Source organism: Clostridium sp. Marseille-Q7071 (assembly GCF_965112025.1).
Window position 1 is genome coordinate 4,614,489 of the sequence record NZ_CBCOPR010000001.1, and the last position, 15,018, is coordinate 4,629,506.

At 29.5% G+C, this 15,018-nt stretch carries 10 protein-coding genes; 3 read left to right on the plus strand and 7 right to left on the minus strand.

The genetic code is table 11. The features are described 5' to 3' along the window. Window positions 1–149: 149 nt before the first annotated feature. On the plus strand, window positions 150–1,562 hold the full coding sequence (locus tag ACWPW7_RS21940; protein ID WP_454055298.1) for a glutamate synthase-related protein: 1,413 nt from the start codon (window positions 150–152) through the stop codon (window positions 1,560–1,562). A gap of 368 nt (window positions 1,563–1,930) precedes the next feature. On the opposite strand, the gene rbr is transcribed toward ACWPW7_RS21940, so the two are convergent. From rbr to ACWPW7_RS21970, 6 genes are all read right to left on the minus strand, one after another. After that, window positions 1,931–2,470 (minus strand): rubrerythrin, encoded by a 540-nt coding sequence (gene rbr / locus ACWPW7_RS21945; RefSeq protein WP_454055299.1) that lies wholly within the window; start codon window positions 2,468–2,470, stop codon window positions 1,931–1,933. 333 nt (window positions 2,471–2,803) lie between these two features. Beyond that, window positions 2,804–3,247 carry a MaoC family dehydratase gene (locus ACWPW7_RS21950; RefSeq protein ID WP_052268095.1) on the minus strand — a complete coding sequence of 148 codons (444 nt, stop codon included), beginning with the start codon at window positions 3,245–3,247 and terminating at the stop codon, window positions 2,804–2,806. Between the two features lie 22 nt (window positions 3,248–3,269). Further along, entirely contained in the window at window positions 3,270–4,376 is a 1,107-nt protein-coding gene (locus ACWPW7_RS21955) for an alpha/beta fold hydrolase (protein WP_454055300.1), read from the minus strand. A gap of 27 nt (window positions 4,377–4,403) precedes the next feature. Next, window positions 4,404–5,591, minus strand: coding sequence for an MFS transporter (locus ACWPW7_RS21960; protein ID WP_454055301.1), 1,188 nt, complete (start codon window positions 5,589–5,591; stop codon window positions 4,404–4,406). A gap of 43 nt (window positions 5,592–5,634) precedes the next feature. Next, window positions 5,635–7,197: an acyl CoA:acetate/3-ketoacid CoA transferase gene (locus ACWPW7_RS21965; protein ID WP_454055302.1), complete on the minus strand. Its 1,563-nt coding sequence runs from the start codon at window positions 7,195–7,197 to the stop codon at window positions 5,635–5,637. A 238-nt stretch (window positions 7,198–7,435) separates the two neighbouring features. Next, a complete protein-coding gene (locus tag ACWPW7_RS21970; RefSeq protein WP_039633098.1) occupies window positions 7,436–8,317 on the minus strand; it encodes a LysR family transcriptional regulator in 882 nt (293 codons plus the stop codon). A 220-nt stretch (window positions 8,318–8,537) separates the two neighbouring features. Here ACWPW7_RS21970 and ACWPW7_RS21975 point away from each other — a divergent pair, with 220 nt between their 5' ends. Then, a complete protein-coding gene (locus ACWPW7_RS21975) occupies window positions 8,538–8,852 on the plus strand; it encodes a phosphoribosyl-ATP pyrophosphohydrolase (protein ID WP_454055303.1) in 315 nt (104 codons plus the stop codon). A 142-nt stretch (window positions 8,853–8,994) separates the two neighbouring features. Here the strand turns inward: ACWPW7_RS21975 and ACWPW7_RS21980 are convergent, their stop codons facing one another. Continuing rightward, window positions 8,995–11,520: a DEAD/DEAH box helicase family protein gene (locus ACWPW7_RS21980; RefSeq protein WP_454055304.1), complete on the minus strand. Its 2,526-nt coding sequence runs from the start codon at window positions 11,518–11,520 to the stop codon at window positions 8,995–8,997. Between the two features lie 488 nt (window positions 11,521–12,008). On the opposite strand from ACWPW7_RS21980, the gene ACWPW7_RS21985 reads away from it, so the two are divergent. After that, on the plus strand, window positions 12,009–14,978 hold the full coding sequence (locus ACWPW7_RS21985; RefSeq protein WP_454055305.1) for a DUF3427 domain-containing protein: 2,970 nt from the start codon (window positions 12,009–12,011) through the stop codon (window positions 14,976–14,978). The last annotated feature ends 40 nt before the right edge of the window (window positions 14,979–15,018 follow it).

Here is a 15,018-nt window from a genome sequence, read left to right on the forward strand (position 1 = left end):
TAAATATTCTTAATTATATATAAAAACTACAATAAGGCTTATTTTTCTGAATCTTACTATAGTATCATTGTCCTTATCAGATTTATAGTTAAATTATGTTATAATAATGTGATGATGTAATTTAATTATAACGAAAGAAGGGGTATGATATGAAAATGTATAAATGTACTATTTGTGGTTATATCTATGATGAATCAAATAATGAAAAATCATTTGCAGAATTAGATGAAAGCTGGACATGTCCTTTGTGTACTGCTCCAAAGAGTATGTTTGAACAAATTAATAATGATAAGTCCGAAGTGAACACATCTATTGGAAGTGAAAACAAGATGGACTCATTAGATTATTTAGGGGAATATACAAGAAATAGTGATGATATAGAAACACATATGGCTATTATACATGAGATGGCTAAAACAGGGAAATCAGTTATATCTCCTATGAGAACACAATTACCTATTATTTCTTGGGATGATATTTTAATCTTAGGGGCACAATTAAATCCATTTCCTTTAAATGAACATGACTCTGTAAATACACAAACTATTATAGGTAAAAAAGCAAAGAAACCTATGGTAATTGAAAGTCCTGTTTATATTACACATATGTCTTTTGGTGCATTATCTAAGGAACTAAAAATAGCATTAGCAAAAGGTTCAGCAGAAAATAAAACTGCTATGTGTAGTGGCGAAGGTGGTATTTTACCTGAAGAAATAGATGCTTCTTATAAATACATATTTGAATATGTACCTAATAAATACAGCGTTACAGCAGAAAACTTAAAAAGAGCAGATGCTATAGAAATAAAAATTGGACAAGGAACTAAGCCAGGAATGGGCGGACATCTTCCTGGAGAAAAAGTAACAGAAGAAATTGCTAAAATCAGAAATAAGCCTATGGGAGAAGATATAATAAGTCCTTCTCGCTTTGAAGAGATTAACTCAAAAAAAGACTTAAAAAAATTAGTGGATGATTTAAGAGAGTTATCTGGTGGAAGACCAATTGGAATAAAGATTGCAGCAGGTCATATTGAAAGAGATATGGAATTTATAACTTATGCAAAACCAGATTTTGTGACAATTGATGGACGTGGAGGAGCAACAGGAGCCAGTCCTAAATTACTTAGAGATGCAACTTCAGTACCAACTATTTTTGCGTTATATAGAGCTAAAAAATATATAGACAAGCATAATCTTGACATTGATTTAGTAATTACAGGAGGACTTAGAGTTTCTTCAGATTTTGCAAAAGCAATTGCAATGGGAGCTGATGCTGTAGCAATTGGTAGTTCTGCTATGATGGCAGCTGCTTGTCAGCAATATCGTATTTGTAATGGTGGAAAATGTCCAGTAGGATGTGCAACTCAAGATGAGAATTTAAGAAGTAGATTTAAAATAGAGAAAAGTGCTAAACGTGTAGCTAATTTCTTAAATGCAAGCTTAGAAGAACTAAAAACATTTGCTAGAATATCTGGTCATAGTGATATTCATGATTTAAGCGTAGAAGATTTATGTACAGCTAATTCAGAAATATCAAAGTATACAAATATTCCTCATGTTTGATATTGAATATAGGGTTCCTTAATGAAAATTTAATTTATGCACGATTTTAATTTCCATAATGAAATTTTTACAATGAATTAAAAATTAAGAATGAATAATGAAGAATTATGGTTAAAACTCCACCGTCAAAGCCTTTGGAGTTTCTTAAAATAAACTTAATTTTAGAAATTCACTAACAGTGAATTTCATCCTAAATTTTTCATTTTTAATTATTAATCCTTAATTTCTAAGGGATTAATCTGTTTTTATACAAAATTTATTTTCCAGGCATATATTAAGTTTTCACATTGTATCCTTATAAAACAAACCCTATGAAAATCATTAATTATATAGATTTTCATAGGGTTTTAATTCTAATATATATTTAATTAATAATTTTTAGCTTCCATAGCAAAATAAGCTTGTGGATGAGCACATACAGGACACATTTGTGGAGCTTCTTCTCCTTCATAGATGAATCCACAGTTTGAACATTTCCATATAGCTTTTTCTTCTTTTTTAAATACTTTTCCTTCTTCTAAATTTTTAAGAAGGGCAAGATATCTTGCTTCATGTTCTTTTTCTATTTTGCCAACTTCTTCGAAAAGAAATGCTATTTTCTCGAAGCCTTCTTCTTTAGCTTCCTTTGCAAATTTAGCATACATATCTGTCCACTCATAATTTTCTCCAGCAGCAGCATCTTTTAAATTTGCAGCTGTATCTCCAATACCATCATGTAACAGCTTGTACCAAATCTTAGCATGCTCTTTCTCATTTCTAGCAGTTTCTTCAAATATTTCTGCTATTTGAACATATCCTTCTTTTTTTGCTTTTGAAGCATAATAAGTATATTTATTTCTTGCTTGTGACTCCCCAGCAAATGCTTCCATCAAATTTTTCTCTGTCTTTGTTCCTTTTAAGTTACTCATAAGTAATACCTCCTACCATCTTTAAAATACATTTGTATAGCAAAGTTTTCCTTTACGTAGATTATAACAAATATATGCTTTTGCTACAACAGTGTGGAGGTTAAAGGTAATTTAATTCACGATGCACAGCTTATAATTAATAAAGAAAATTTGAGTATAATTAAAATGAAAATCCATAATTTTGAAGATTGTAATTTTTTTCTTATGAGTCTAACTTGTGCAAGCTTCTCCCCATATTTTTCAAGTAAATATTTAAATATAAAAAGTAAAGATATTAGTCTAAAAAAGACCCAACTACTACTGTTGAGTCTTTCTTAAAAATTTATTTCAAATTTATTGTGGCGGTATAACTGTTGCAACACCTTCTATTACTACTTCATCTTTCTGATTGAAGCAAGTTGTCTTTATCTTAGCTATATAAAACTTACCCTTATCTGTCATTTCCATTATCTCAGCTTCAGCAGTTATTGTATCTCCTATTCTTGTAGGTTTCTTAAATTTTAATTCTTGACCTAAATATATAGCTCCTGGTCCTGGAAGCCTCATTCCAAGAACTGCTGATATTAAGCCTGCACCTAACATTCCATGAGCTATACGTCCATTGAATTGAGTATCTTTTGCATAAACTTCATTTACATGTGCTGGATTTAGATCTCCTGTAATCCCTGCGAAGCCATATACATCATATTCACTAATGGTTTTACTTATAGATGCCTTATCTCCTATTTTAATCTCCTCTGCTCGCTTTCCTATGAGCCTCTCTTTATTGCATCCCATTTATGACACTCCTCTCCTGTATTTAGTTATTTAAAAACTCTCTAACCTTATCCTCAAAGAGATGGGTATCTAAAACTCCACCCATGTGTCCCTTTTTGCTTTCTATAGTATACAACTCTGCATTTCCACCTAATTCATTAATTCTATCTACAGTTATTTGATTAAACTTATGATACTGTAATAGGTCTTGTTTACAAGGAATCATAAGTACCTTTGCAGTTATTCTTTTTAATGCTTCATCTAATGATTCATATCCTCTTGCTATATCCTGATTCATAGTAGTCTTGCAGGTATATAACCAGCTATTAGCATCTCTAAGTTTAGCTGCATTAATTGAAGCATCATATAGTGCTTTCTCATAGCTAGATAGGTTATTAACTCTCATAAATGGAGCATCTTCTTTACTATTTCTAGGATATGTGTCTTCAAAGAATTCTGGAGTAAATGCTCCCACAACCATCATTTGACCAGCAAGTGCTAATCCTTCCAGTGGTTCTTCCTTGCCATAATAATCTCCGTTATTAAAATTAGTATCTAGTTGTATAGCTCTCATTGCCTGTTGAAGAACACTAAAAGAAGTTATTATCGGATTTTGAACATTAGTTATTACTCCAATACATTTTTCAACCATTTCTGGATAATTTACTGCCCATTGGAAAGCTATCATACCACCTGCTGATGGCCCCATAACAGCCTTAAGTTTTTTTACTCCCATAGAATCAATTAATGCTTTTTCTGCATTGGCAATATCTTTAAAAGATGTACTTGGAAAGCTCATACCATAAGGTTTATTAGTTTTTGAATTAATAGAAGCAGGTCCTATTGTAGTAACCATTGGGTCATTAGGCTGAACATTACAAATATTATCTGTACATATAACAAAATATTTATTTGTATCTACAGCTTTTCCTGGGCCTATAAGTCCATCCCACCATCCAGCAACTACATCACTTTCACTGTACTTTCCCGCTGCATGGCTAGTTGCTGAGAAAAAGTGAGCAACTAATATTACATTATCTTTCTTTTCATTTAATCTACCATAGGTTTCATATCCCATTTTTAGTGGCATTGTATCTCCACACTCAAAAGTAAATGACTCCATTTCGAATATTTTCTTTTCTACTAACATAACCATTATCTCCTCTACATATCTAAATTATTTATTTATATCAGCACCTGTTTCAGGTAGCAGGAATCCACATATTACAAAAGTTAATGAACAAGCTATTGATAAATACATTGCTGGTTGGAAGCCTGAACTATTTACAACCTTAGTTATTATTGTATATAAAATAGTTTCCACTATATATGAAATTGACCAAAACATCCCCATAACCACTGTTAATCTTTGAGGAGTCATTCCCTTTAATTGTTGTGGTATAGTTACAAAGGTTGTCATTGGTAAAAATATCAGAAAACCTAATATAAAGGAACTTACTATAGCTATAGTTGAAGAATTAGTTAAAACCATTAATAAAGCAACTGCTGGAGTTAGAATTCCACAAATCTTAACTACTGGCAATTTCTTTTTACTCTTCTTAGCTAACATTATTCCAAATGGAGTAGCAACAACTCCAGCTACAGCTAAAAGTGTAGATAATAAAGATGGATTTACTGAAACAGCATCATTTAGTGGGAATAAGTTTAACATAACTATGTAAAGTGTTAACCATCCTGAGTAAGCAAAAGCAAATATATAATTAAACTTATCTTTTAACCCCTCTTTATACCCATAAGACTTCTCATTTGTAGATGATTTTGAAGCTATCACGAAATCTTTACCAATTATCATCCATAATATAAATAGTAATAAACTAATTCCTGCAAAAACTAATACTACTGCTTTCCAATTTCCTAGTGCTTTTATTATTGGATCTACCATAAGTAATGCAACTATATTACCTATATTATTTGCTACAGAGTTTAATCCGTTTAACAGTGGTCTTTTTTCAGGCTCAAAATAATGCATAACTATTGGTCCAAAGTATACTACTAGTAATGCTCCTCCAAAGCCCATTATAAATCTCGTTATAATAAAGAATGGAAAGTTTGTTGCAAAGGCCCCTAATCCAACTACTGATATTAACAGTGTAGATAATCCTATAGCTTTTTTCGGTCCTAATTTCATTAAAAACCACGCAGCTACTAAATTACCTATTATTTTAGATATAGTTATTGCATTAGTTACTGCTGATGGTAATGAATCTAAATTAAAAGCTTTCATTATTTCTGGCGTTACCTTTGATCCTGCTAGCCAGGATACGCTGAAAAACATATAAGATAAAAATATTATTGCTTCTATAGCATAGGCTCTTGCTTGACTGGTTTTAACTTCTTGTGTCATTTTTTATTCCCCCTAATTTTTTATGTTTTATTTATAAATAATTTTAAAATATTAGTTTCATTGGTTCATCTTTAAATATTCTCTCATCCATAAGTGCTAAATTTTCATCAATTATAGGCTTAAAATTCATATGTTTTAAGATATCTTTTTCTAAGTCTATACCTGGAGCTATTTCTATAAGTGTTAATCCCTTATCTCTTAATTCAAATACTGCTCTCTCTGTAATGTATGTAACTTTACTTTTATTCTTAATAGCTCTATTGCCATTAAAAGTAATTTGCTCTACCTCATCTATGAACTTATTGGATTTTCCCTCTTGAAGTATTTTAAGTTGTCCATCTACGATCTCAATCTTTAAACCACCAGCAGTAAAAGATCCACAAAATACTACTTCTCTAGAATTTTGAGTTATATTAATAAATCCTCCACAGCCTGCAATTTTGGCACCAAATTTAGATACATTTATATTTCCATACTGGTCACATTGCGCTAGTCCTAAAAATGCCATATCTATACCTCCACCATCATAGAAGTCAAACATATAGGGTTGATCTATAACAGCATCTGGAGTTATGGAAGCGCCAAAATCAAGTCCTCCAACTGGTGTTCCTCCTATAGCCCCTGGTTCTATGGTTGGTGTAAATAGATATTCTTGCTTTTCTTCTCTTAAAACTTCTGCTATAACTTCTGGAACTCCAATACCAAAATTAAGCACATTTTTACTATTATCTAAAAGCATAGCTGCTCTTCTAGCAATAACCTTTCTCTCATTTAATGGATACCTGTCGTTACTCTCATTTATCTTAATATCATTTCTAATGAAGACTTCATTGAATTGAGTTCCAAAGGTTTGCATATGATTTTCCGCATTTTCAGCAACAACCACATAATCTACCAATATGTGTGGTATCTTTACATCTTTAGGACTTAGTGCACCACTTTTAACCACCTTTTCTACCTGTACAATTACTATTCCACCACTATTTTTTGCATTCATTGCCATTGATAGAGATTCTAGAGTTAATGGCTCTTTAGAAAATCCTATATTTCCTTTTTCATCTGCTTCAGTTCCTTTTATTATTGCCACATCAATATTTTGAGTTTTGTAAGCTAAGTATTCTTTATCATCAAAGATTATCTTATCTACTAATTCCTCTTTAGTTATATCATTAAGCTTTCCTCCATCAAAATCTGGATCTACAAAAGTTTCAAGCCCTACCTGACTTATAGTTCTTGGTTTGCCTGCAGCACTGTCTCTTAAAAGTTGAGCAATAACTCCTTGCGGAAAATTATATGCTTCTATTTTATTAGACACTACCAATGGCTGTAGTTTAGGTACTAATCCCCAATGTCCTCCAATTGCCCTTTTAATTAGCCCTTCATGAGCGTAGTGATTTAACCCTTTACCTTTGCCGTCTCCTACGCCTCCAGAGTATATTATTGTTAAATCCTTAGGAAGTAAAGTTTCCAAAAAATTCTTTTCTATTTCTATATGGATTTCTTCTGCAACTCCTGTGCCAATAAATCCACCTATTCCCACATAAGCTCCATTATGTATTAAACTGGCTACATCTTTTGCCTTTATGAATTTTAATTCTTTACTCATTTTTTCCTCCCACAAAATTTAAAACATATTTTTTACATATGTTTTATTCCTTCACCTTGAAATCATTTGAATCTTTATTCTTTTTACTATCAGTATAGTTTTTATTTGAAAATTTTGAAAATACATTTTATTTATATCTGCTATGAAATAAAGTTATCGTTCGTATATTTGTAAAGTTTTCTTAAATAAATAAAAGGCATATTAGAGCTCATTTTAATCTCTAATATGCCTAATTTAACTATTTTACTTCTCTCTTAACAAAATCTATAAAGGTTCTCATCGCATATGATATATATTTATTCTTTTTAATTATCATTCCAATATTCCAAGGTAGCTCTGGGTCCACTATAGATACGCTCCTTATTTCATTAGATTTAAATACCTTTATAATGGATGCAGGTAGTATTGTAATCCCTTCGTTTATAGAAACCATCTCAGCTAAAAAATCCCATTGAGTACTCTTAAATATTATTTTAGGTTCAAATCCTTTAAGTTTGCAGGCTGATATAATTTGATTATATAGCATATACTCTTCACTGAGTATCACAAAATTTTCATTTTTTATTTCTTCTAGTCTTACGGTTTCTCTATCTGCAAATTTATGACTCTTATGGACAACTAACTTGCTTTCCGAATAAATCATAGGAATAGCATGAAATTGTTCTGATTGAAAAGGTAGCATTACTACCCCTATATCTACTTCACCTTCCTCTATCATATCCTTTATTATATTCGCTCCGCCCTCTATTAATATAATCTCTATATCAGGATATGTCTTTTTAAAATTAGATAATAGGGTAGGAAAAATTGCAGTACCTATTACTGGTGGTATACCAACTATTATCTTACCTTTTTGAAAATTAACACTATCGTATAGCTTCTCCAATTCTTTATTAATAGTTTCTAATGCAGTTTCACAGTTATTATAAAAAATTTCACCCGCATCTGTTAGTTTAAATTGTTTACCTTGTCTATCTATCAATTGTACTTTTAAGTCATTTTCCAGATTTTTAATAACCTTGCTCAGTGCCGGTTGAGATAAATGTAAATTATTTGCCGCCCTTGTGAAATTCTTTTCTTTAGCAACCTCAACAAAATATGTTAAATTTCTAATACTCATTTGCTACCCCTTTCTCCAAAATTTTAAGATAACCTAATATTATAACTATTCTTATTACATTCTATCATATCTGTCATAGAGTTATTTATATCTTTCTGTTTTTACTTACTCTAGTAGTGGATCTATGCCAATATTTTAATTATTCATTTTACAATATTTCTTGCCTCCTCCCAAAATACTATTTATAATTAAACCATACTAATTTTTAGGAGGTATTGAAGTGAAAGTTTATAATAAATTAGTAAGAGATAACATACCTGAAATAATAGAAAATACAGGTAAGAAATTTGATATACATTATGCTAAAGCTGAAGAACTTGTTTCACTACTTGAGGCAAAATTACAAGAAGAAGCCTTAGAATTTTCTCAAGATAAAAATTTAGAAGAACTTGCAGATTTAATGGAAGTTATATTTGGGCTTTCTTCTGCTTTAGGATATTCCGAAGAAGATCTTCTAAAGAAAAGAGAGGAAAAGAAGCTTGAGAGAGGCGGATTTAAAGAAGGAATTGTTCTTGAGAGAGTTTATGAGGATTAATAATAAACAACAAAGCACATGATATCTTTTCCTAAATTGTAGGAGTTAGATACATGTGCTTTTATAGTATAATCATATTTCTGAATAATATTTTTATCTACATTGGTTATTTTTATTCATATTTAAAACTATATTCTATACTTTAGCCTTCTTCCTTTTTCTCTAATCTCTCTTTATAGAATCTACTAGTCCTATAATCTATAACACCCTTAAAATGTTCTATGAATATTTTGTTATTTTCAAATTCCTTTAACTCTTCACTTATTGAATAACTGTCCTCATTATCTCTAAAGAATTCTCCTGCAGAGTTTACAAAGGCATCTCTTGGATTTTTAGCTATTTTTAAATACTCTTTTTTCCCCCAAGTCTTATAATCCTTACTAGACTTGTCCTTTAATAAATCTACACTATTTGAAGGTTTGCTATAAAATTCTTTGAAGCTTATGTATATTTCATCTTCTGTTATAGTAAGTTTAAAATCTCCTTCATTATAAAATGCTAAAAGTAAAGGCATTTTATAGGTTTTACTCATAGATGTACTTTCAATTTTCTTTATAAATTCATAAGCTGGAGTGTTTATAAGCTCCTTTTCACCTTCTGTAAGCTCATTTATACTATTTAAAAATCCTAAGTAATCATTGAAAATATTTATTTTAGCATTTGAACGCATATTGTTATAAATATCATCATCCATGTATTTATACATTTGAAGCCTCGTTTGTCTTCCCCCTACTTCAAATTTTACTCTATAAAATTCTTCTATTATCATATCTGTTATTTTCTTTTGTTCCTCTTCCATTTTCTTAAATAAATCTGCTAACCTAAAATCAAAATTTACAATGCAATCTTCTGGATATTCTTCTGCTCTTTGAATATATCTATCTTTACCTTTTGAGTCTATATTTTTTATATCTCCACTTAGAAAAAATGGTATTAAATTAGCTTTTTTATAGTTGCCTATAAAGTCTAATACATTAACATACTTTTTATTTTTATGTCTTCTAAGCCCTCTACCAAGCTGCTGCAAAAATATTGTAGAAGACTCAGTTGGTCTTAAAAACATAACCATATCTACAGAAGTAATATCTAATCCCTCATTAAACATGTCTACAGAAAATAGAACTTTTATTTCTCCATTTTTTAATTTGTTTATAGCTTCTTCTCTTTCCATAGAATATTCCATCTTTTCTCCACTGAGTACAGCATATGCCTCTACTCCATTTTCGGAAAAATACTTCGCCATATAATTTGCATGATTTCTACTAGAACAAAAACCTAAAGCTCTTTTGCTATTATATCTTTTATAATGATTTAATATTAAATCTGCTCTTTTTTCTATCATTAAAGATTTTTCTAACTCTGAATCATCATACTTACCATTTTTAAAACTTATCTTTTTATAATCTGTTTCATCATAAATACCATAATATCTAAAAGGTACTAACCATCCCTTATTGATTGCCTCTTTAAGCCTTACTTCATAAACCACTTCATGATTGCATATTTCAAATACGTCCCTATTATCCATTCTCTCTGGAGTAGCTGTTAATCCAAGTAAAAATTTTGGTGTAAAATACTCTAATATATTGCTATAGTTTTTAGATACAGCATGGTGAAATTCATCTATAATTATGTAATCAAAATAATCTTTTTTAAAGTATTGATGGCTTAAATATTCCTTACGCCCCAAAGTTTGTACCGTAGCAAATAGAATATTTACATCCTTACTCTTTTCCTCACCCGTAAAAAATCCCATATTAGTATTAGGTCTAACACAAGTAAAAGATTCTTTAGCCTGTTTTAGTATTTCTTCTCTATGAGCTATAAATAATACCCTTGAAAAATCTTTTGAATCAAAGGCTGCTAAATAAGTTTTTCCGATACCTGTAGCTGCTACAACTATACCCCTATCGAATCCTTCTTCTCTAAACTTTTTTAGTTTATATAGTGCTTCTATTTGAGCTCCTTTAGGAGTAGGATAATTTATTATTTTATTTTCTTCCTCATTATCCTCAGCTTTTTCTAAATCTAAAAAAAGCTTTGGTCTTTTCCACTTCTTTGAATATCTATCTAATTCATTATCATCTACTATAATAGAATAATTGTTAAAAAGATTTTCAAAGGTGCCCTTATATTTCTTAAAATCTCTCTTATTACCATTCTTAGAAATTCTATAATTCCATTCTATACCACTTGTTAAAGCGGATTTTGAAATATTTGAAGATCCAATAAATATCTCCCCATCCTCTTCATATTCAAATATATAAGCCTTAGGATGAAAGGATTTGTTAGTTACATTATAAAATCTTAAGTCCACTTTGTCAGAAAGTGCATCTTTTAAAAGAAAAAGCGCCTGAGGCTGAGTTATGTTAAGATAGTTTCCTGTAAGTATTCTTATACTCGCACTTCTTTCTATAGCTTCTTTTAAATCCTCTGCTATAAGCTTTACTCCCGATTCCATCAAAAAAGCGACTATTATATCAATATATTTAGCCTTTTTAAAAGCCTCCCTAAGTCTTGGTAAAAGAAAATCACTATCTCCAGTAATACAATTGCTTAAAGTATCTATTTCTTTATGTGCTAAGCTTTCTAAATTAATTGAAGTATCTTTTGTTTTTTCCATAATATAAGTTTCTTTATTAAATTCTTCTATTTTATCTATCCCCATAACTTTACCTTCTATTTAGCAAATTTATAATCATAACTTACTTAATGTTAATTTTATAGTTATTCAATCATCTAAGCTTCTTAATATTTACTTCGCTAATCATTCTTTCTATTCAGATTATTACTATTATTCTACCATAAATAGATAATATTTCATAATATTAGTATGTTTTAGAATGAATATCCTTGTCTAAGCCAAATGATTTACAATCAACTGAACCACCATAATGCTTGCATTTTTATTCATAAACAGTACAACATTAATATCAAATTCATTATATAGTAAATTTAAGGTCAATTTTTTTATTAACATCATTGCAAGACTGAATTATGAAATTTCATATTCATATAAGAATATATCAATTCCTGTTAAAGCACCTTAACTCATACTACTATTAAATCTGTAATAATGTAAATTATGGTATAATGTGAATATCAACAAAATTATTTATACATAAAATAGTATTAATATTAAATTGTGAGGTAAATATGAGTACTCTAACTAAAACGGGCATAAATACTATAGAATCAAATATTGCCTTTAAAACTATTGATATAGTTAATGAAAATTCACTAAAAAATGAAATTCTTAAAGCTAGTGAAACTGGTTTAGTAGATAACTTAATTGATTCAAATTTAGCCTTAATACCAAAGCTAATAATAAATGACTACTCTAAAGGAAACAAAGTTTTAAATGAAATAATCTCTGAATTAACTAAATGTAAGGAATTTCTTATATCAGTTGCTTTTATTACAAGTAGTGGTATAATGCCACTTCTAGAAACCTTAAAATACTTAAGCCAAAAGGGAATTAAAGGTAAAATCTTAACTACAGATTACCTAAATTTTAGTGAGCCTAAAGCCTTAAAAAAACTACTTGAATTTTCAAACATTGAAATTAAATTATATAGCAAAGAGAATTTTCATACTAAAGGTTATATCTTTAAGTATGATGATCACTATAAACTAATCGTAGGTAGCTCAAATCTAACCCAAGCGGCCTTAACTAAAAATAAAGAATGGAATTTAAAAATTTCTTCTTTAGAGAAAGGCTCTTTAACTGAAAATGTTATTAATGAATTTTATCAACTTTGGAGTGAAGCTGATGATCTAACTTTAGATTGGATAGAAACTTATGAAGATATTTATAGAAAGCAAATTGAATATACCAGAAAAAGTACTATTCCTAGACTAGCACAATATAAGCTTAAACCAAATAAAATGCAGATAGCTGCCATACATGGGTTAAATAAGATCAGGGAAGCTGGTGGAGATAAAGCTCTATTAATTTCTGCTACTGGTACTGGTAAAACTTATTTATCTGCTTTCGAATTAAGAAATTATAACCCTAAAAGAGCTTTATTTATAGTACATCGAGAGCAAATAGCTAAACAGGCATTAAATAGCTTTAGAAATGTATTCGGCGATACTAGAAGCATGGGAATTTTATCTGGGAACAAAAAAGATATTGATAAGGATTTTATTTTTTGTACAATTCAAACATTGTCAAAGCCTGAGGTATTTCAGAACTTTAATAAAGATGAATTTGATTATATCATAATTGATGAAGTCCATAGAGCTGGAGCTGATAGTTATCAAAAAGTAACTGAATACTTCACTCCTAAATTTCTATTTGGTATGACAGCTACCCCTGAAAGAAATGATGACTTTGATATATTTAAAATGTTCAACTATAATATTGCACACGAAATCCGTCTTCAGCAAGCTCTAGAAGAAGATTTACTTTGTCCATTTCATTATTTTGGTTTATCTGATATTAATGTTAATGGTACGGGATTAGATGAAAAATCAGATTTCAGCTGCCTAGTAGCAGAGGAAAGAGTAAATCATATTATTGATAAAATTAATTTCTATGGATATTCTGGTGAAAGAGTAAAGGGTTTAATATTCTGCAGTACTAAAAAGGAAGCTATTGAGCTTTCAAATTTATTTAACTCACGTGGATATAGAACAGTAGCTTTAACTGGAGATCATACTGATGCAGAAAGGGAAGCTGCAATTCTACGTTTAGAGCAAAGTGAAATAGACAATTGTTTAAATTATATTTTCACTGTTGATATCTTTAATGAAGGTGTAGATATACCTGCTGTTAATCAAATTGTTATGCTAAGACCAACTAAATCAGCTATTATCTTTGTTCAACAATTAGGTAGAGGTCTCAGAAAAAATGAATTTAAAGAATATGTTGTCATTTTAGACTTTATAGGAAATTATAATAATAACTTTTTAATTCCAATTGCTTTATCTGGTGATAGAACCTTTAATAAAGATACTCTTAGAAAATATATTATGGAGGGTAATAGAATAATACCTGGCTGTTCTACTATTAATTTTGATGAAATATCTAAAAAACGAATATTTGAATCCATTGACGAGGCTAATTTTAATGATATTAAACTTATCAAGGAAAGCTACAATATTCTTAAACAAAAGATCGGCAGAATACCAAGTTTAAGTGATTTTGATACCTATGAATCTATTGACCCTTTAAGAATCTTTGACAATAAAAGTCTTGGTTCTTATTATAAATTCTTAAAGAAATATGAAAGTGAATACAAAATCGAACTTAATGATTCTGAAGAACTATTCGTTGAGTTTATTTCAAAAAAATTGGCTAATGGTAAGAGAATCCATGAACTTATTATTCTCAAATACGCTATTAAATACAAGGTAAATTTAATACATAAATTAGAAGAAGAGTTAAAAGAAAATTATAATATAGACTTTAAAGATAGTACTGAAACTAATGTGGTTAATGTTCTTACAAATGAATTTCTAACTGGAAGTGGAAAAAAGACTTATGCAGAATGTGTCTTCTTAGAAAAAGTGGATTCCGATTATAAAATCTCTAAGTCATTTAAGGCTCATCTTGAAAATGATAACTTTAAATCTATTGTTGAGGAATTAATTAATTTTGGAATAGATAGATACAAAAAATTTTATAGTAATAGATATATGAATACTAGTTTTCAGTTATATCAAAAATATACCTATGAAGATGTCTGTAGATTATTAGAATGGGACAAGGGTGAAGTTCCTCTTAACATTGGTGGATATAAATTTGATAAGACTACAAAAACTTATCCCGTCTTTATTAACTACGACAAATCTAAAGATATTACTGACACTATTAATTATGAGGATAGGTTTGAGTCACCTTCCCAATTAATTGCTATATCAAAGTCAGGCAGAACAGTAACTTCTGATGATATTGTTCGTGCTTATAATACTGAGAATGAAGGTATTGAAATGAGTTTATTTGTCAGAAAAAATAAAGATGATAAAATTTCAAAAGAATTCTATTTCCTTGGAAAAATCAAAGCTGTAGGAAAACCTACTGAATTTGTTATGAGAAATACTAATAAAACAGCGGTAAAAATTAGATACCAATTAGTTACCCCTGTAAGAGAAGATATTTATGAATACATTACTTCATAAAATTACTATAAATTAAAAGTGATAACTACTCATTGCTTAA

Coding starts and splice junctions, on each gene's coding strand:
- ACWPW7_RS21960 (WP_454055301.1), bottom strand. CDS start 5,591: ATGACACAAGAAGTTAAAACCAGTCAAGCAAGAGCCTATGCTATAGAA.
- rbr (WP_454055299.1), bottom strand. CDS start 2,470: ATGAGTAACTTAAAAGGAACAAAGACAGAGAAAAATTTGATGGAAGCA.
- ACWPW7_RS21940 (WP_454055298.1), top strand. CDS start 150: ATGAAAATGTATAAATGTACTATTTGTGGTTATATCTATGATGAATCA.
- ACWPW7_RS21965 (WP_454055302.1), bottom strand. CDS start 7,197: ATGAGTAAAGAATTAAAATTCATAAAGGCAAAAGATGTAGCCAGTTTA.
- ACWPW7_RS21970 (WP_039633098.1), bottom strand. CDS start 8,317: ATGAGTATTAGAAATTTAACATATTTTGTTGAGGTTGCTAAAGAAAAG.
- ACWPW7_RS21980 (WP_454055304.1), bottom strand. CDS start 11,520: ATGGGGATAGATAAAATAGAAGAATTTAATAAAGAAACTTATATTATG.
- ACWPW7_RS21955 (WP_454055300.1), bottom strand. CDS start 4,376: ATGTTAGTAGAAAAGAAAATATTCGAAATGGAGTCATTTACTTTTGAG.
- ACWPW7_RS21985 (WP_454055305.1), top strand. CDS start 12,009: ATGAGTACTCTAACTAAAACGGGCATAAATACTATAGAATCAAATATT.
- ACWPW7_RS21950 (WP_052268095.1), bottom strand. CDS start 3,247: ATGGGATGCAATAAAGAGAGGCTCATAGGAAAGCGAGCAGAGGAGATT.